The sequence below is a fragment of the Nocardiopsis exhalans genome (genome assembly GCF_024134545.1).
GTDB classification, from domain to species: domain Bacteria; phylum Actinomycetota; class Actinomycetes; order Streptosporangiales; family Streptosporangiaceae; genus Nocardiopsis; species Nocardiopsis exhalans.
Genome location: NZ_CP099837.1, coordinates 2,544,945 through 2,562,538 on the forward strand (window position 1 = coordinate 2,544,945; position 17,594 = coordinate 2,562,538).

Below are 17,594 nucleotides of genomic sequence, written 5' to 3' on the forward strand. Positions count from 1 at the left end.
CTCCCCCTGGAGGGCGGGCCACCGCTCTTTCGCCCCCGAGGAGTGCTCCGCATGGACAACCCCCGCCTGGTCACCGTCTGGTGGGACCTGTCCGAGTCCGCCCAGACCATCGAGTCCCTGCGCGCCTACCTGCGCGACCAATCCGTCGACGCCTTCGCTGAAGTGCCCGGCCTGCGCCTCAAAGCTTGGATCGCCGACCCCGAAACCGATCGCTGGGGCGCGGTCTTGCTCTGGGAGTCCACCGAGGCTTCCGAGGGGACCGTACCCAGCCGCGCCGCGGAACTCATCGGTTACCCGCCCACCGAAGTCCACGCCTTCGACGTCGAGGCCACCGTCCAGGGACGCTACGAGGACGAGGGACTCAACCACCGGGGCCTCGCCTTCCCCGCTTCCCCCTGAAGCGAGCCCCGTGGGGTTGTGCACAGGCGCTCGCCTCCCCGCACGCGCTGTGCGGTGTTTCTGCTAGACAGGACGCACACGGCAGAGATTTCCTCCTCGCGTTCGCGGGGAGCGGTTCCCCAGAGGTAGGCAGAGCGTGGCAAGAGCGATCGCGGTGCTCATCGGTTCGCCCGGTTCGGGCAAGTCCACCGTCGGCGAGGCGCTGGCCCGTCGGCTCGACGCGGACCTGTTGTGTACCGATACCGAGATCGAGAAGCGCGCGGGCAAGCCCGTCAGCGACATCTTCCTCGAGGACGGCGAAGAGCACTTCCGGGCCCTGGAGCGCGAGGTCGTCGCCGAGGGCCTTCGTGTCTGGGAGGGCGTCATCGCGGTCGGCGGCGGCGCGGTCCTGAACGAGGACACCCGCAAGGACCTGGTCGACCACCACGTGGTCTACCTGCAGGTGGACTTCGGCGAGGCCGCCAAGCGCGTCGGGATGGACGTCGCACGCCCCCTGCTGGCCGGGAACCCGCGTACCCAGTTGCGCAAGCTCCTCAACGAACGCCTCCCCGTCTACGAGGGCCTGGCCTCGGTGACCGTGCCCACCACCGACTACCACCCCGAGGAGATCGTGGACACCATCGTCTCCTCTCTCCCCGACCTCCCCGAAACCACTGGAAAGGCCGACAAGTGACCGTGACCCGGATCGGTGTGGGGGAGCCCACCGGACGCTACGACGTGGTCGTCGGCAGCGGGATCCTCTCCGAACTGCCCTCTCTGGTCGGGGGCGCCGCCCAGGTGGCCGTCATCCACCCCGAGGGTCTGGGCGAGATCGCCCGCCCCGTGGTCGGGGCCCTGGAGGGTGCCGGTTACCGCGTCCGGCCCATGCCGGTGCCTGACGGCGAGGCCGCCAAGACCGCCGCCGTAGCCACCGACCTGTGGTCGCGGCTGGGCTCGTTCAACTTCACCCGAACCGACGCCGTGGTGGGTGTGGGCGGTGGTGCCGCCACCGACCTCGCCGGGTTCGTGGCCGCGACCTGGCTGCGCGGGGTGCGTTCGGTGCTGCTGCCCACCACCCTGCTCGGCATGGTGGACGCCGCTGTCGGCGGTAAGACCGGTATCAACACCCCCGAGGGCAAGAACCTCGTCGGCGCCTTCCACCCCCCGGCCGGGGTGCTGTGCGATCTGGCCACTCTGCCGAGCCTGCCCCAGGCCGACTACATCGGCGGCCTGGCCGAGATCGTCAAGGCCGGGTTCATCGACGACCCCGTCATCTGCGACCTGGTCGAGGACGACCCCGAGGGTGCGGCACTGCCCGAGGGCAAGCACACCCGCGAGCTCATCGAGCGCGCGATCCGGGTCAAGGCCGACGTCGTCTCCGGTGATCTCAAGGAGAGCGGCCGCCGCGAGATCCTCAACTACGGCCACACCCTCGGACACGCCATCGAGCGCGCCGAGAACTACACCTTCCGGCACGGCTACGCGGTCTCCATCGGCATGGTCTTCGCCGCCGAACTCGCCCGTCTGGACGGCCGGATCGACGGTGCCCTGGTCCAGCGGCACCGCTCCGTGCTCACCTCGGTGGGCCTGCCGGTCAGCTACGCCGCCGAGTCCTGGGACGAGCTGCGCGCCACCATGGCCGTGGACAAGAAGGCCCGCGGCGCGACCCTGCGCTTCGTGGTCCTGGACGGCCTGGCCAGTCCGTCGATCCTCAGCGGTCCCTCGCCTGAGCTGCTCGACGCCGCCTACCAGGCGGTCGTGGACGGTTCCTGAGTCCCCGGAAGCCACTAGACTGATCGAAGGCGAGGAGTGCCCGGCCGCTGGCGGACACAGTCCCCGCTAGTAGTGGACGCACCCGTCTGGCGGTGGAAACACCCAACCGCGGACACACCCACCGGCGGCCCCGGGAGCCACGCCTCGCCCCACTGACCACCGACCGGACCAGCGAGTCCGGTCTCCGACGTGTCACACCCCTTGGAGAGACGACCGAAGTGGCCACGACGAACGACATCAAGAACGGCACGACCCTGAAGCTCGACGGAGGCGTTCTCTGGAACGTCCTGGAGTTCCAGCACGTCAAGCCGGGCAAGGGCGGCGCGTTCGTCCGCACCAAGCTGAAGAACGTCCTCACGGGCAAGATCGTCGACAAGACCTTCAACGCCGGTTCCAAGGTCGAGTTCGCCAGCGTCGACCGCCGGGACATGGAGTACCTGTACCACGACGGTGACTCCTTCATCTTCATGGACACCCAGACCTACGACCAGATCCCGGTGCCGGACGCCGTGGTCGGCGAAGCCAAGGGCTTCCTCCTGGAGAACACCAAGGTCACGGTGGCCACCAACGAGGGCAACCCGCTCTACATCGAGATGCCCGCCGCGGTCGAGCTGGAGATCACCCAGACCGACCCGGGCGTCCAGGGCGACCGCTCCACCGGCGGCACCAAGCCCGCCACCGTCCAGACCGGCGCGACCATCCAGGTGCCGCTGTTCGTCACCCAGGGCGAGCGCGTCAAGGTCGACACCCGCACCGGTGACTACCTCGGTCGTGTCAACTGATGAGTGGTGCACGGCGTAAGGCCCGTCGGCGCGCGGTGGAGGTCCTCTACGAATCCGAGGTGCGTTCCACCTCGGTGGAGGACGTCATCAAGCGTCGCCGGGCCCAGCCCGAACCGCCGATCAACGAGTTCACCGAGCTGTTGGCCCGCTCCGTCGATGAGCGGCGCGCACGCATCGACGAACTCCTCGACGAGTACGCCATCGGGTGGACCCTGGAGCGCATGCCGGTCGTGGACCGCAACATCCTCCGGATGGGCGCCTACGAGCTGCTGTGGGCCGAGGACATCCCCGACGGCGTGGCGATCGCCGAGGCCGTCGGTGTGGCCAAGGAGCTTTCCACCGACGAGTCGCCCAACTTCATCAGCGGACTTCTGTCTAGGCTGATGGAGAACAAGTCGACGCTCTCGCTCTGAGACCTCGAGCCGAGGCCGGGCCGGGCGGACCGTGCCCCGTGGCGGGGCGCGGGCACTAGCTGATTGAGGGAACGCAGTTGACTGACAGGAGCGGCACGTCCGCGACCACCGCGAGCGGCTTCGGTACGAGCGGTGCGACCGGTCCCGCGCGGGCGGCCAACACCGCCCGGACCGCCGTGGTCTGGGACGCGCTCTCACAGCTGTTGTCCCGCCTCTCCGACGGTGAGCCCCTGGAAATCGTCGACGCGGGCGGCGGCACCGGTGGCGCCGCCGTCCCGCTCGCCGAGCTCGGTCACCGTGTGACCGTCGTCGAGCCCAGCCCGGACTCCCTGGCCGCCCTGGAGCGCCGCGCCGCGGAGAGCGGTGTCACGGTGCGCGGCGTCCAGGGGGAGACCCAGGACCTGGCCTCGCTCTTCCCGGCCGACAGCGCCGACCTCGTGCTGGTGCACAACGTGCTCGAGTACGTCGACGAACCCGCCGTGGCGCTGGCCGACGTCGCCGGTATCACCCGGCCCGGCGGCGCGGTCAGCCTGCTGGTGACCAACGCCGTCGCCGGTGCCCTGCACCGCGCCCTGGCCGGGCACATCACCGACGCCCAGCACCTGCTCTCGGACGCGGACGGCCGCTGGGGCGAGGCCGACCCCATGCCCCGCCGGTTCACCCGCCAGCAGCTCCTCGAACTCATCGGGCACTCCGGCCTGACCGGGGAGAGCGTGCGCGGGGTGCGCGTGTTCGCCGACGTCCTGCCCGGGCACGCCTGGGAGGGCGACGCCCAGGCCGGGCAGCACCTGGTGGACCTGGAGCGGGCCGCCGCCGACCACCCCGAGCTGATCGGCATCGCCACCCAGCTGCACGCCATCGCGCTCAAGCACTGACGGGGTTTCCCGGGGCTCTCTGTTCCCGGTGCTCCCGTCGCTCTAGTGGATGTCGAAGAGCGTGCTGACGGACTCCCCGTCGTGGATGCGCCGGATCGCCTCGGCCAACGCGGGCGCGATCGACAGCACCCGCAGTTTCGGTGAGGTCTGCTCCGGGGCCAGGGGCACCGTGTTCGTGCACACGATCTCGGCCACGTCGTCCATCGCGGTGAGCCGGTCCAGCGCCCCGTCACTGAACAGCCCGTGCGTGCAGGCGACGCGGATGGAACGCACCTTCTGTTCGCGCAGCCGCTCGATCAGCCCCACGACGGTGCTCCCCCTGGCGATCTCGTCGTCCAGGATGATGATGTCCCGGTCGGCGACGTCACCGATCACCGACGTGACGCTCACCCGGTCGTCACTGAACCGCTGCTTGGCCCCGGACGCCACCGGGGTGCCCAGCCTGCGGGCGAACGCCGAAGCCTCCTTGACGTTGCCGAAGTCGGGGGAGACCACCACCGTGTTGGACAGATCCCCGCCCCGGAAGTGGTCGGCGAGCTCACCGAGCGCGTGCAGGTGGTCCACCGGGACGCTGAAGAACCCGTGGACCTGGGGCGAGTGCAGGGTCATGGCCAGGACCCTGCTGGCGCCCGCGGTGGCGAGCAGATCGGCTACCAGCCGCCCTCCGATGGAGATGCGTGGCGCGTCCTTCTTGTCCGAGCGTGCGTAGGCGAAGTGCGGCATGACCACCGTGGTCCGTGCGGCGGAGGCGCCCCGGGCCGCGTCCAGCATCAGGAGCAGCTCGACGAGGTTCTCCTGCACCGGGGGGACCAGCGGCTGGATGATGAAGACGTCGCGTTCGCGGCAGTTGGCCTGGAGCTGTACTTCCAGGCAGTCGTTGGCGAACCGGGAGACCCGGGTGGGGGAGAGCGGCTTGCCGAGGTCCGCGCAGATCTCCTCCGCGATTTCGGTGTGTGCGCTGCCGGAGAAGATGACGATGTCTCGCATGGGATCCCTGGGATAGGAGCGGGCGGTGCGGCCGAGAGCAGACTACTGGTGCGGACCTCGTGCGCCCGGGTGCCTCCCGTCCCAGCTAAGGCGGGAGGCACCCCGTGTGCTCAGCATGTCCCGTGCGCCCCGCGCACCGTGCCTACCTGGGGCCCGTGCGCCTGGTACGCCCCGGACCAGCCCTGCTTTCGGAGGGCGTCGGGGTGGCCGGTACCGGACGGTGCCCCGGGGCGGGGCGGCTCCGGTCAGGGCATAACCTGGGCCTATGAGCCGACGTCAACTGGAACGCGGTGCCGCTCTGCGGGGTGTGGTCACCCCCGACGGCATCGCTCCGCTGGACGCCGACTTCCCTCCGGACGGCTCCGGTCCGGACGAGGGCTGCCACATCCTGCACCTGGACATGGACGCGTTCTTCGCGAGCGTGGAGCAGCTGCGCCACCCCGAGGCGCGCGGCCGCCCCGTGATCGTGGGCGGTACCGGTCCGCGCAGTGTGGTCTCCTCCGCTGACTACATCGCCCGCCGCCACGGCGTGCACTCGGCGATGCCCATGGCCCAGGCGGTGCGGCTGTGCCCGGACGCCCTGGTCTACCCGCCGGACGGAGCCGCCTACCGGCAGGCCTCCGAAGCCGTCATGGACATCCTGCGCTCGGTCACGCCCCTCGTGCAGCCGTTGTCCCTGGACGAGGCTTTCCTGGACGTCTCCGGCGCCCGCCGGCGTCTGGGCGGCCCTGTGCGCATCGCCGCGATGATCCGCGAACGCGTCCGCCGGGAGCAGCGGCTCACCTGCTCCGTCGGGGTAGCCGCCACCCGTTTCGTGGCCAAGCTCGGCTCCACCCACTGCAAGCCCGACGGGCTGCTGCTGGTCCCCACCACCACCGTGCACGGCTTTCTGGACCCCCTGCCCATCGGGGCGCTGCCCGGGGTCGGGGACAAGACCGAACGCACACTCGTCCGGCTGGGCCTGCGCACCGTCGGCGCCCTGGCCCGGACCGACCCCGAACTCCTGCGCATGGAACTGGGCGAGAAGGCCGGTACCCGCCTGGCCGCGCTGGCCCGGGGCGAGGACCCCAGCCCGGTCGTCGCCGAGACCCCGGACAAGAGCGTGGGCGCGGAGGAGACCTTCTCCGTGGACGTGCATGACCCGGGCTTGGTCGACCGCGAGCTGCTGCGCCTGTCCGAGAAGGTCGCGCACCGGCTGCGCGCCTCGGGGCAGGTGGGGCGCACGGTGAGCGTGAAACTGCGCAGGGCCGACTTCTCCACGATCACCAGGGCGAAGACCCTCTCCGAGACCACGGACGTGGGGAGGGAGATCAGCGCTGTGGCGCGTGCGCTCTACGCGGCGTCGGGGCTGAGGGGTACTCCGCTGCGGCTGGTGGGGGTTCGTGTGGAAGGTGTCGCCCCGGTGGAACTTTCACACCGCCAGTTGGCGTTGGGGGAGGAGGACACGGGTTGGCGGGACGTTGAACGGGTTATGGACCGGGTGAAGGCCCGTTTCGGTCCGGGCGCGATACAGTCGGCCGTATTGGCCAAGAGTGACGAAAACGACGTATGATGCGGCAACTTCCGGGGACCTCTGAGCGTTCTCATGGGTAGAACCGGAGTAAGGGTAAGAAGAGAGGCATGGAAGCCGGTGTTTCCGATACAGGGCGAGGGTATCGTGGCCGTAGTGGGTCAGGTACACACGCAGCTTTTCTTTCCACTAGGCGCTAGTGCACCGTATTCTGGGCATACCACTGACCAAGAGACTGTTTTTCAGTACCCGTCACCCCAACCGGGGACTGCCGTAGGGAGGCGCCGTGCCGCTCTCTGAACACGAGCAGCGCATGCTCGACCAGATCGAGCGGGCGCTGTATGCCGAGGACCCGAAGTTCGCGAACACTGTTCGGCAGACGAACCCCGGAGTCCATTACAAGCGCTGGATCATCAAGGCCGTCATCGGCTTCGTGCTCGGCATGGGGTTGCTGCTCCTGGGGCTGCTGTTGGGAGGCCCGGACGCGTCGCTGGCACTTCCGGTCACCATCAGCGTCCTCGGCTTCATCTTCATGCTGGCCTCCTTCCTCATGGGGGCGAACGCCTGGCGTAAGGCCGCCGGCGGCGCGGAGGCGATGCTCGCGGAGGCCGAGAACGAGCCCAAGAAGCGCAAGGGCGACAAGCGTCCGGGAATGATGAACCGCTTCGAGGAGCGGTGGCGTCGCCGCCAGCAGGGTGAGGAGTAGTAACTCACCCGTGGCGGACACCGGTTCGCCCTCGCGACGGATGCCCTGAGCGCCTGCGTGTTCCATGACGGTGGGGCCCGAGCACGATCATCGTGTGCGGGTCCCACCGTTTTTCATGCCTGACCCCTGAGTCGGCCCCGTCCCGCCCCGACCGGAACGACCCCGATCGGGGTTTCGGACACAGAACGCCCACACCCGAGCACCCACCCGGGGCACGGTTGGGTCCGTGTGTGTCACGCCCGCCTCCAGTGCCCGTGCCTCCTGGAGGCACTCCCACCTGCCTCTCGGGGGGCACGCCTCCACCGGACGCAGCCCACTGACGCGGTCCTCGAAGGTCTCCGGGGCCCACGGGTCACTTCCTGGCCGTGCCCCTGCCCTGGGGCGGCCCGGTCCCTCCCAGGGGACTCAGACGTCCCTGGGGCCACAGACGGCCCAGGCGCCCCTGGAACCTCGTAGGGCCCAGGGGCACCATCGGCCCTCAGGAAGTGGCGGGGACGGCTTCCGCAGCGGTTCTGGGGCGCTGCCAGGGGGCCAGGGAGCGCGGGAGCAGGAGGGCGCGCCAGCGGTCGCTGCCAGAGGCGTTGGCGGACAGGCCCGCCGTGGCCGTGGCCAGGTCGGCGGCCATCTGGGTGCCGGTCTCCGGGTCCGGGGCGTAGCGGGCGGCCTCCTCGGCTCGGGCCAGACGCCAGATGGCGGCGTGGGCCTCGCCGGGCAGGACGCTTCCGTCCTCGCGGAAGGAGCCCAGGCGGGCGGCGGTCGCCCGGGGGCTCTCGGTGAGCACCCAGTCCAGGCCCAGGTCCAGGCAGGTGTCGCGCAGTTCCCGCCAGGCGGTGTGGGCTCCGGCGACCCCGCCCGAGGCCAGGGCGGCCCGGCGGGAGCCGCGGATCAGGGCCCGGGTCAGGGCCGGGGCGGCCAACAGCAGCAGGGCGGCGATCACGCCGACCAACGCGGGCCACCAGGGCATCGCGTTCGAGCTGGTGCTTCCGCCCGCGGTGCCGCCGGCCTCCTCGGTGGGCTCGTCCTCGGGGGAATCGCTGGCCTCGGGGGAGGCGCTGGACTCCTCGGTCGGGGACTCGCTCGGCTCGGGGCCGCTGGGGTCCGTGGGCTCCGGCTCGGGGACGGGCTCGGGTTCGACGTCGGCCCCGGAGGTGTAGTCGGGGACCGTGGCCGAGCCCTGGCCCTGCGAGGAGGCCGGGGTGGGCTCGAAGCGCACCCAGCCCGAACCCTCGAAGTACAGTTCCGGCCAGGCGTGCGCGTCGCTCACCGCCACCGACCAGCGGCCTTCGCCCACCTGCTGACCCGCGGTGTAGCCCACCGCGACCCGGGCCGGGATGTCGGCCTGGCGGGCCATGATCGCCATCGCCCCGGCGAACTGCTCGCAGTAGCCGATCCGGTCGTCCAGGAGGAAGTGCGACAGCGGGTCGGCGTCACTGGGTGTGGCGGGCGGGCTCAGGTCGTACGTGAAGGCGCCGCCGGTGAAGAAGTCCTGAAGGGCGGTGGCACGCGCATAGGCGGAGTCGGCGTTCGCGGTCAGGGAGTCGGTGAGCTCCTGCACGCGGTCGTCGATGCCGTTGGGCAGCCTGAGGTAGTCGTTGGGCAGTGAGCGCGGCGCTCCGGCGTTGGCCAGGTCCTGGGCGTCGGGCTGGTTCTCGGCGGACTCCACCACGAAGTTGAAGCCGGTCGGCGGGGTGTCCGTGGTGAACACCATCAGGGTGTCGGGGTCCACGTACCAGTCGCCGGACACCTCCACCGTGCGCGCCGGGTAGGGCAGCGGCAGGAACTCCATCCGGGGGGCGTCGGAGTCCAGGGACACCCGGGTGGTGACCGAGGTGTCGGACTCCTCCGACCACCCCGGGGGCAGCGGCAGGTCGCCGCCGACCCTGGCGTCGCGGTCGGTGTGCACCGGGGACATCGTCCAGTTCTCGCCGTCGAACTCGTCCAGGACGAAGGTGCGCAGGTACTCGGGGTCCTCGGCGTCGGTGCGGTAGGTCAGCACCGTGCGGTCGGAGGAGGAGGCCAGGTCGCGGCGGAGCGAGACCAGCGGGTGTGTGGTGGTCACGCTGTTGTTCGAGGCGAACTGGTTGCCGTCGGCCATCGTGTAGAAGGCGTCGGTGCGCAGGGAGGGCATCATCAGGGGCAGCGACAGGGCCAGCAGGATCGCGGTGGCCGCGGCGGCGACCACGGTGCCCAGCTGGACGGCGCCCGCGCTGAAGCGGCCGGCAGGGTCGTGCCCGCTCGGGACCCGGACCCCCCACTCACGTCCCCGAACCCACATGTCCGTGGCGAGCAGGGCGAGGAAGCCCGCGGCGCAGACAGCGGCCTGGCCCCAGGTCAGACCGCCGCCGTCCACGGCCAGCGGTACCAGCATCAGCGCCAGCAGCAGGCCGCCGACCATCCCCGGGCAGCGGGCGGTCACCGCCAGGAAGTCCGCGGTGATCGCGAACACCACGAAGGTCAGCGCGATGATCATCCTCAGCCCGTTGGTGGCGGCCACCGGGGGAGCGCTGGTGTTGATGCTGTGCACGCCCTGCTCGAACAGCGTCCAGGTCTGCTCGAAGGTGGCCGCGGTCGGAACGATGCCGAGGAAACCGGTGCCCGGGGCGAGGATCGGCGTGAACAGCAGCGCCGCGACGATCAGCTGGAGGAAGGGCACCGGGAACGCGTTGCGGTCGGTCAGGCGGTACAGCGCGGAGACCACGGCCACCGCGACGATGAGGACCGCGGCCGGGCCCCACCAGTCGCCGCGGATCAGCCCGCCCAGGAGCGGCAGCGCCGCCAGCATCGAGACCATGGCGGCCAGCGGCATCAGTGCTCTGGTCACTCTCAACGGGACCCCTCCCAGGGGATGTGGGGGCCCGCCGGGGTCAGGGGGACCTCCCCGGTGCGGGTGCTGGCAGAGGGCGGGAAACCGGAGCGGCCGGGAAACCCGGAGGAGCCGGGGGAGATCGCCTGCTGCCACAGAGCGGGCAGTTCGGTCGGGTCGGCGACGGGGAGTACTCGCCAGCCGTTGGCGGAGAGTAGTTCAGCGATGCGCCGGGTGTTTTCGGAGGTGTCCCAGGCGGCCCGCACACACAGCACCGCCACGTGCGGTCCGGAGCCGCGCACCCGGGAGAGCGCAGAGGCGTCCTCCGGGGAGAGTGCGCCCAGGACCGCCACCACCAGGCTGGCCGAGGATCCGCGGGCCCCTTCCAGGGTGCTGATCCCGCCGTGGAGACTGCCCGCCTCGGAGGCCTCCACGGTGGCGAGCCCGTCCAGGACGCCGGACGCGTGCTCGGTGAACAGCTGGCCCCGCTCGGTGTGCAGGCGCAGTTCGTGCCCGCTGTCCAGGAGGTTCACCGCGACGGAGGCGGCCACGCTCACCGCGGTCTCCAGGGAGCTCCAGGGGCCCTCTCCGGTGTGGGCCGCGTCCCGGGTGTCCAGGAGCAGGGTGCTGTGCTCCCGCCAGTGCTGTTCGTCCCGGCGCACCATGAGCTCGCCGTGCTTGGCGGTGGAGCGCCAGTGCACCCGGCGCATCTCGTCGCCGTAGCGGTACTCGCGCGGAATGGGGTCCTGCTCACCGGCGCCGTTCACCGAACGGCGCGGCGAGTTCTCACCCTGGGAGCCGTCGGAGGCGCCGAGGACGGCGAGCGGGACCACGGCCGGGGTCACGAGCAGGGGCGTGGGCGCGCCGACCTCACGGGTCACCCGGACACAGCCCAGCGGGTCCACCACGCTCACCCGGAGCGGACCGACGGGGTAGCGGCCGCGGACCGCCGGGCGGACCAGGTAGGTGACGTCGCGGACCGCGCGCGGGGCCAGGTGGCCCACTGTGTACCGGGGTTCGTAACCCAGACGCACCGGCAGGGTGTCCTCGATCCGTACCCAGCTCACCGGCCAGGTGAGGGAGGAGTTGCCGACCCGGATCAGGATCCGGGTGTCCGTCCCGGCCGGGACGCGCGGCGGGTTCAGCGCCCGGCTGTGCACCACCCGGTTGGTCGCCCCGAGGATGGTCAGCGCGGAGATCGGCGGCACCAGGAGCAAGAAGAGGCCCACTCCCACCAGCTCTCGCTGGCCGATGACGAAACCGCACACGAGCGCGACCACGCCGAAGAACAGCATCAGTCCACCGCGGGCGGTGAGGGTTCGGTGCGGGCGCATGGTGCGTCTCTCGGGTTCGAGGGGCTCGGTTCTGCCGGGTTCGGGTCGGACGGCCTGCTCAGCGGGGTTCCGCGGGGAACGGTGACGGGCCCCGGGCCGGGCTCGCTTCCCCGGACCGGTTCCGTACCCGTGGTGACGGGGTGTCCGCCCGGTCGGTTTCATGACCCCGGTCGCCGTTGCCCGACCCGGTCGGGTCTGTGCGACCGGGGCCGGGACCGGCCTGGGGAGATCAGTGTCAGCGAGGCCCGGGGACCGGCAGGCGGGCGACCAGCTTGGCCACGATCTGCTCGGCACTGAGCCGTTCCATCTGTGCTTCGGGTCCGGGCAGCAGCCGGTGGGCCAGGACCGGGACGGCCAGGGCCTGCACGTCGTCGGGGACGACGTAGTGGCGCCCCTCCAGAGCCGCGTGGGCCCGGGCCGCGCGCACCAGGTGCAGGGTGGCGCGGGGCGAGGCGCCCAGCTTGAGTTCGGGTGCGGTCCGGGTGGAGTTGACCAGGTCCACGACGTAGCGGCGCATCCCCGGCGCCATGTGCACGTTGTGGACGCGGTCCACCAGGGAGCGGATCTCGGCCGCGTTGGTGACCGGGGCCAGCTGCTCCAGCGGGGAACGGGAGCTGTGGCTGTCGATCATGTCCAGCTCGGCCTGGGGCGAGGGGTAACCGACGGAGACGCGGGCCATGAACCGGTCCCGCTGCGCCTCGGGCAGGGCGTAGGTGCCCTCCATGTCGGCCGGGTTCTGGGTCGCCACGACCATGAACGGCCGCTCCAGGGCCCGGGTCTGCCCGTCGACGCTGACCTGTCGTTCCTCCATGCATTCCAGGAGGGCTGACTGCGTCTTGGGCGAGGCCCGGTTGATCTCGTCGCCGAGCACGATGTTGGCGAACACGGGGCCCGGGTTGAACTCGAACTCGTTGCGGTCCTGGTGGTAGACGCTGACCCCGGTGATGTCGCTGGGCAGCAGGTCCGGGGTGAACTGCACGCGCTGTACGGAGCAGTCCACGGCCCGGCCCAGGGCCTTGGCCATCATGGTCTTGCCGACGCCGGGGACGTCTTCGACGAGAAGGTGGCCCTCGGCGAGCATGACGGTGAGCGCGATGCGCAGCACCTCGGGTTTGCCCTCGATGACCGTCTCGATCGCGCCGCGGACGCGGTCGGCGACGGCGACAACGGCATTGACGTCCCCTCGGACGTCGCCCCCGTGACCGTCGTGCTGTGTGCCGAGTGACACGAGACCCCTCTCGCTCGGTATGTCTCGGTGTATCGATCCGAGGCTAGGGCCAATCAGACCGATTGCAAACCAAAGTGCCGGAATCGGCCGCCGAATGATTCCTCTGGAGGCCAAAGTGGTGAAAGCGCTCGAATCGGTCCACTGATCATTGGTGGGAGCGTGCTCCCCGACAACGGGTCGGACGTGGAAAACACGCCCGAAGTCGCGCCGGGTGGTGGTTGTCACCATGTGCCGTCGACCCGCTCCCGCCTCGGTGCTCTCCCTGGCTCCTGTCCGGATTCCCCTCCGTCAGGGTGCGACGCACGCGGGCGCTGCGCGGCGGCGCTCGCCCCCCACTGCCGAGCCACCTTTCTGACCTGCGCTTTTGGCGATTCCAAGGCCGATGAAGCCGGGTTGAAGCTGTTGACGGTGGGGAAGAGTGGAGTAAGGTGGGGCACCGTGGAGATGAGGGTGAATTCTCCACTTAGGGGCGAGGGGGTGAGTGTGTGTTCCTCGGCACCCACACACCTCGCCTCGACCAGAAGGGACGGCTGTTCCTTCCCGCGAAGTACCGCGACGAACTGTCGGGGGGTTTGGTGATCACGAAAGGCCAGGAGCACTGTCTCTACGTCTTTCCGACGGCCGAGTTCAGCCGCATCACCGACGCCCTGCGCTCCGCCCCGGTCACCGCCAAGGCGGTTCGCGACTACAGCCGCGTCCTCTTCGCCAGCGCGTCGGACGAGTCCTGTGACAAGCAGGGCAGGGTCACGATCCCGCCGAAACTGCGCGCCTACGCGGGCTTGGACCGCGATTGCGTCGTGATCGGCGCCAACACGCGCCTGGAGATCTGGGACGTCACCGCGTGGTCGGAGTACGAGGCCGAGCAGGAGCAGGCGTTCTCGCAACTCTCAGAGGAGGTGCTGCCCGGGGTGCTGTGACGGCGGGGCGGACATCTCGCCGCCTCGATCCACCAGCAGCACAGAGTCCATGCAATGCCGGGACCGGCAGCGGTCTCCGGAGACGGTCACACGAGCTGGCGCGACTTCCCCGGTGCCAGGTCGTGAGCGCGCGTCCGCCGAAAGGTGGACAATAGCGGCCGTGTCCGGAGGCCCTCCGGTACTTCGGAGGGGCCACGCGAAGGACACCGTGGAGCGCGCCCAGTGCGCTGCACGGACTTCAGGGGGAGACCGCGAGAGCGTGGAGGAACAGCAGCGCATGGGGGACAACCGGCAGCACGAGCGACCCGACGGGGACAGCTCTTCGAACGAGACCGCAGAGCACGGGGACACAGAGCACGGGGACACGCGGCACCAGGTCGCGCAGGACGACATCGAGGCGCGCATCCGTGCCGCACGTGAAGGAATTGATCCTCTACACGTGCCGGTGATGCTCGACCGGATCGTGGAACTGCTCGCCCCGGCGCTCAGCCGTCCCGGGGCGGTCCTCGTCGACGGCACCCTCGGGCTCGGCGGGCACTCCGAGGCCCTGCTCAAGGCCTGCCCCAGCATGCGACTGGTCGGCGTGGACCGGGACACCACCGCCCTGGAGCGCAGCGCCAAGCGCCTGGCGCCCTACGCCGACCGCACCCACTTCGTGCACGCCGTCTACTCCGACATCCCGAGCGCCCTCGACGAGGCCGGGGTTCAGGAAGCCGACGCCGTCCTGCTCGACCTCGGCGTGTCCTCGCCGCAGCTGGACGAGACCGACCGCGGTTTCGCCTACGCCCACGACGCCCCCCTGGACATGCGCATGGACCGCACCCAGGCGCTCACCGCGGCCGAGATCGTCAACGACTACCCCGTCGCCGAGCTCACCCGGGTGCTGCGCACCTACGGCGAGGAACGCTTCGCCTCCCGTGTGGCCAGGGCGATCGAGCGCCGCCGCGCCCAGGGCCGCATCGACTCCACCCGCGAGCTGGCCGAACTGGTCCGCGAGGCCATCCCCGCGGCCACCCGCCGCACCGGCGGCCACCCAGCCAAGCGCACCTTCCAGGGGCTGCGTATCGAGGTCAACGCCGAACTCTCCATCCTCAAGGAGACCCTCCCCGCCGCCATCTCCCGTCTGGGGCTCGGCGGCCGCATCGCGGTGCTGTCCTACCACTCGCTGGAGGACCGGATGACCAAGAAGGCCCTCGCGGCCCTGGCCACCGACACCACGCCCGCCGACCTTCCGGTCCCCCTCCCGGACCGCCAACCGGAACTCCGGCTCCTCACCAGGGGCTCGGAACTCCCCACGGACGAAGAGAACGAGCGCAACCCGCGCGCGCAGTCGGCCCGCCTGCGCGCGGCCGAACGCGTGCGCCGGCCGTCGCGGCAGTAGGGAGAGCAGATGGGCACGAAGACGGACACCCGCCGCACCACCAAGGAGCGGAGCACGACCACCAGGGGGAGCAGGACCACCAAGCGTCCCGCCACGCCCCAACGCACCGCGCGCCCCGCGGCGAGTACCCGCACCACGCGCACCACCCGCTCCGGCGGGGGCGCCCCGGCGCCGAAGATCCCGTTCGTGCTGCTGATCCTGTGCCTGCTCGGCGGCGCGCTGGTGGCCCTGCTGGTGCTGCGCAGCGTCGTCGCCCAGGAGGCCTACACCATCACCAGACTGCAGGCGGAGAACCGCGAGCTCTCCTACGTGGAACAGCAAAAGGAGAAGTCCGTCGCCCACCTGGAGACCTCCGAGCGCATCTCCGGGGAGGCCGAGGAGATGGGCATGGAACAGGGCGAGGCCACGCTCTTCCTGGATCTGGACAGCGGTGAGATCACTGGTGGCGGCGGCGCGGACGCGCAGGAGAACGGCGTCGGCGCCGGAAACGCTGGGAGCGGTGAGTGAGCAACCCCCGGGACCGAAACCCCCGTGACCCCCGCAGACCCGGAGCGACAGGACGCTCCGGGTCCCGGCCCAGCAAGCGCCCCCAGCGCGAACCACGACGCCCGGCCGACGGTTCCCGCGTCCGCCCGGGCGCGGCGGGGGCGGGCCGGGGGAGTACCGCGCGTCCGGCGCGCCGAGCGAGTGAGCGGCCCCGCCGCAGGCCCCCGGCGCCGCCGCCCCCGCCACCCCCGCTGCTGCGCCGCACCTTCCGGGCGGGCGACCCGGCCAAGCGCATCAAGATCGGTGGGGTCATCATCGTCGTCATCATGATGCTGTTCGCCGGGCGGCTCACCCAGATCCAGGGCATCGACGCCGACACCTACGCCGAGGCCGCCGCCAACCTGCGCCTGCAGACCATCGACATCCCGACCCTGCGCGGGCAGATCACCGACGTCAACGGCAACCCGTTCGCGCTGTCGGTGGAGGTGCGCACCGTCTTCGTCGACCCCGAGGAGGTCAAGGAGGAGGAGCGCGACCAGCTCGTGGACGAACTGGTCACCCGCTTCGACCTGGACGAGGACGAGGTGGCTGCCAAGGTCGACGCCACGCCCAGCCGCTACCAGGTGGTGGCCCACCGGATCTCGCCCGGCGACTGGCAGGAGATGCGCGATCTCGGCCTGTCCGGGGTCGGCGCCGAGGTCGACTACGAGCGCGTCTACCCCGAGGAGACCGGCGCCGCCGACCTGGTCGGTTTCGTGGGTTCCGAAGGACACGGCCTGGAGGGGCTGGAGGGCTACCTGGACGAGACGCTCTCCGGTGAGGCGGGCAAGCGCCAGGTGGAGGTGGGCAGCGACGGCACCCAGATCCCCATGGCCGGCGGTCTGGTGCGCGAACCCGAACCCGGCCAGGACGTGCGGCTGACCCTGGACCGCGACCTCCAGTGGTTCGCCCAGCGGGCGCTGGCCGAACGGGTGGAGGAGCTGGACGCCGAAGGCGGCAGCGTCATCGTCACCAACACCGACCACGAGATCCTCGCGATGGCGGACTACCCGTCCTACTCACAGAACGACATCTCCGCCACCGGACCCGAGGAGTGGTCCAACGGCGCGGTGGCCGAGACCTTCGAACCGGGCAGCACCAACAAGGTGATCACCCTGGCCGCGGCGCTGGAGGAGGGGCTCACCACACCGGAGACGGTGTACACCGTGCCCTACTCCCTCCAGTACTACGACCGGACCTTCCGCAACTCCACCAACAACGGCACCCAACGGCTCACGGTCAACGGGATCATGGCCCAGTCCAGCAACGTCGGCACGATCAAGATCGCAGACGAGGTCGGCCGCGGGACGCTGTACGACTTCATGAAGGACTTCGGGCTCGGCCAGCCGACCGGCCTGGCGCTGCCGGGCGAGGAGGCGGGCATCCTCACCGACCCCGACGACTGGTGGGGTACCCAGCTGCCGTCGGTGTCCATCGGGCACGGTCTTTCGGTGAACGCCACCCAGATGGCGCTGGTCTACGCCACCGTGGCCAACGGCGGAGTCCAAGTGGAACCCCGGCTGGTCGCGGGCACGGTCGACCCGGAGGGTGAGTTCACCCCGGCCGGGGAACCGGAGAAGACCCGGGTGGTCAGCGAGGAGACCGCCGAACAGCTCGCCCTGATGCTGGAGGCCGTCACCGGCGACGGGGGCACCGCACCGCAGGCCCGGATCGACGGTTACCGGGTGGCGGGCAAAACCGGTACCGCCAACCGCCTCGACCCCGAGACCGGCGCCTACAACGAGAACGACTACACCGCGACCTTCGCGGGCTTCGCCCCGGCGGACGACCCGGAGCTGATCGTCCAGGTGGTCCTGCACAGCCCGAGGGGGACCATCTACGGCGGTGAGGCCGCGGGGCCGGTGTTCAACGACATCATGTCCTTCGCCCTCAAGACCATGAAGGTTCCTCCGACGGGCACCGAGCCGCCAGCCATCCGCCTCTTCGAGGAGGAAGACGACTCGTAGGGCTGGAGAGGCCCG

General features: G+C 70.7%; 16 protein-coding genes. 12 read left to right on the plus strand and 4 right to left on the minus strand.

Translation table 11 applies throughout. The features are described from left to right. The first annotated feature begins 51 nt into the window (after positions 1–51). The 6 genes from NE857_RS11395 (at position 52) to NE857_RS11420 (ending at position 4,221) form a co-directional block, all read left to right on the plus strand. Positions 52–399 carry a YdhR family protein gene (locus NE857_RS11395; RefSeq protein WP_254420957.1) on the plus strand — a complete coding sequence of 116 codons (348 nt, stop codon included), beginning with the start codon at positions 52–54 and terminating at the stop codon, positions 397–399. A 154-nt stretch (positions 400–553) separates the two neighbouring features. After that, positions 554–1,072: a shikimate kinase gene (locus NE857_RS11400; protein WP_254421944.1), complete on the plus strand. Its 519-nt coding sequence runs from the start codon at positions 554–556 to the stop codon at positions 1,070–1,072. Next, positions 1,069–2,151, plus strand: a complete 1,083-nt coding sequence (aroB, locus tag NE857_RS11405; RefSeq protein WP_254420958.1) for a 3-dehydroquinate synthase — start codon at positions 1,069–1,071, stop codon at positions 2,149–2,151. The genes NE857_RS11400 and aroB overlap by 4 nt, the downstream gene beginning before the upstream one ends. A 218-nt stretch (positions 2,152–2,369) precedes the next feature. Next, the gene (gene efp / locus NE857_RS11410) at positions 2,370–2,933 is read left to right on the plus strand and encodes an elongation factor P (RefSeq protein WP_254420959.1); all 564 of its coding nucleotides are present in this window, start codon (positions 2,370–2,372) and stop codon (positions 2,931–2,933) included. Next, the gene (gene nusB / locus NE857_RS11415) at positions 2,933–3,346 is read left to right on the plus strand and encodes a transcription antitermination factor NusB (protein ID WP_026116386.1); all 414 of its coding nucleotides are present in this window, start codon (positions 2,933–2,935) and stop codon (positions 3,344–3,346) included. Before efp ends, nusB begins: the two co-directional genes overlap by 1 nt. A gap of 77 nt (positions 3,347–3,423) precedes the next feature. Beyond that, positions 3,424–4,221 carry a methyltransferase domain-containing protein gene (locus NE857_RS11420; RefSeq protein WP_254420960.1) on the plus strand — a complete coding sequence of 266 codons (798 nt, stop codon included), beginning with the start codon at positions 3,424–3,426 and terminating at the stop codon, positions 4,219–4,221. 42 nt (positions 4,222–4,263) lie between these two features. Here the strand turns inward: NE857_RS11420 and NE857_RS11425 are convergent, their stop codons facing one another. Continuing rightward, a complete protein-coding gene (locus NE857_RS11425) occupies positions 4,264–5,208 on the minus strand; it encodes a ribose-phosphate diphosphokinase (protein ID WP_254420961.1) in 945 nt (314 codons plus the stop codon). A gap of 265 nt (positions 5,209–5,473) precedes the next feature. On the opposite strand from NE857_RS11425, the gene dinB reads away from it, so the two are divergent. Both dinB and NE857_RS11435 read left to right on the plus strand, forming a co-directional pair. After that, complete coding sequence (gene dinB, locus NE857_RS11430) at positions 5,474–6,760, plus strand: DNA polymerase IV (protein WP_254420962.1); 1,287 nt, start codon at positions 5,474–5,476, stop codon at positions 6,758–6,760. A 244-nt stretch (positions 6,761–7,004) separates the two neighbouring features. Then, on the plus strand, positions 7,005–7,424 hold the full coding sequence (locus tag NE857_RS11435) for an SCO2097 family morphological protein (RefSeq protein WP_017579771.1): 420 nt from the start codon (positions 7,005–7,007) through the stop codon (positions 7,422–7,424). Positions 7,425–7,902: 478 nt separating this feature from the next. Here the strand turns inward: NE857_RS11435 and NE857_RS11440 are convergent, their stop codons facing one another. The 3 genes from NE857_RS11440 to NE857_RS11450 all read right to left on the minus strand — a co-directional run bounded on the left by NE857_RS11440 (position 7,903) and on the right by NE857_RS11450 (position 12,789). Beyond that, positions 7,903–10,230: a transglutaminase TgpA family protein gene (locus NE857_RS11440; protein WP_254421945.1), complete on the minus strand. Its 2,328-nt coding sequence runs from the start codon at positions 10,228–10,230 to the stop codon at positions 7,903–7,905. Positions 10,231–10,247: 17 nt separating this feature from the next. Next, on the minus strand, positions 10,248–11,561 hold the full coding sequence (locus NE857_RS11445; RefSeq protein ID WP_254420963.1) for a DUF58 domain-containing protein: 1,314 nt from the start codon (positions 11,559–11,561) through the stop codon (positions 10,248–10,250). A 235-nt stretch (positions 11,562–11,796) separates the two neighbouring features. Continuing rightward, positions 11,797–12,789 carry an AAA family ATPase gene (locus NE857_RS11450; RefSeq protein ID WP_017579774.1) on the minus strand — a complete coding sequence of 331 codons (993 nt, stop codon included), beginning with the start codon at positions 12,787–12,789 and terminating at the stop codon, positions 11,797–11,799. A gap of 485 nt (positions 12,790–13,274) precedes the next feature. On the opposite strand from NE857_RS11450, the gene mraZ reads away from it, so the two are divergent. The 4 genes from mraZ to NE857_RS11470 all read left to right on the plus strand — a co-directional run bounded on the left by mraZ (position 13,275) and on the right by NE857_RS11470 (position 17,579). Further along, on the plus strand, positions 13,275–13,706 hold the full coding sequence (mraZ, locus tag NE857_RS11455; protein ID WP_254420964.1) for a division/cell wall cluster transcriptional repressor MraZ: 432 nt from the start codon (positions 13,275–13,277) through the stop codon (positions 13,704–13,706). Positions 13,707–13,983: 277 nt separating this feature from the next. Further along, positions 13,984–15,087, plus strand: coding sequence for a 16S rRNA (cytosine(1402)-N(4))-methyltransferase RsmH (gene rsmH, locus NE857_RS11460; RefSeq protein ID WP_254421946.1), 1,104 nt, complete (start codon positions 13,984–13,986; stop codon positions 15,085–15,087). Positions 15,088–15,096: 9 nt separating this feature from the next. Continuing rightward, positions 15,097–15,594 (plus strand): cell division protein FtsL, encoded by a 498-nt coding sequence (gene ftsL, locus NE857_RS11465; RefSeq protein WP_254420965.1) that lies wholly within the window; start codon positions 15,097–15,099, stop codon positions 15,592–15,594. Beyond that, a complete protein-coding gene (locus NE857_RS11470) occupies positions 15,591–17,579 on the plus strand; it encodes a peptidoglycan D,D-transpeptidase FtsI family protein (protein WP_254420966.1) in 1,989 nt (662 codons plus the stop codon). Before ftsL ends, NE857_RS11470 begins: the two co-directional genes overlap by 4 nt. Positions 17,580–17,594 lie beyond the last annotated feature (15 nt).

What these genes read in the sequence shown, in the direction of transcription:
- NE857_RS11395 (WP_254420957.1), top strand. Translation starts at nt 52, where the DNA reads ATGGACAACCCCCGCCTGGTCACCGTCTGGTGGGACCTGTCCGAGTCC.
- nusB (WP_026116386.1), top strand. Translation starts at nt 2,933, where the DNA reads ATGAGTGGTGCACGGCGTAAGGCCCGTCGGCGCGCGGTGGAGGTCCTC.
- NE857_RS11425 (WP_254420961.1), bottom strand. Translation starts at nt 5,208, where the DNA reads ATGCGAGACATCGTCATCTTCTCCGGCAGCGCACACACCGAAATCGCG.
- dinB (WP_254420962.1), top strand. Translation starts at nt 5,474, where the DNA reads ATGAGCCGACGTCAACTGGAACGCGGTGCCGCTCTGCGGGGTGTGGTC.
- NE857_RS11440 (WP_254421945.1), bottom strand. Translation starts at nt 10,230, where the DNA reads ATGCCGCTGGCCGCCATGGTCTCGATGCTGGCGGCGCTGCCGCTCCTG.
- NE857_RS11445 (WP_254420963.1), bottom strand. Translation starts at nt 11,561, where the DNA reads ATGCGCCCGCACCGAACCCTCACCGCCCGCGGTGGACTGATGCTGTTC.
- rsmH (WP_254421946.1), top strand. Translation starts at nt 13,984, where the DNA reads ATGGGGGACAACCGGCAGCACGAGCGACCCGACGGGGACAGCTCTTCG.
- ftsL (WP_254420965.1), top strand. Translation starts at nt 15,097, where the DNA reads ATGGGCACGAAGACGGACACCCGCCGCACCACCAAGGAGCGGAGCACG.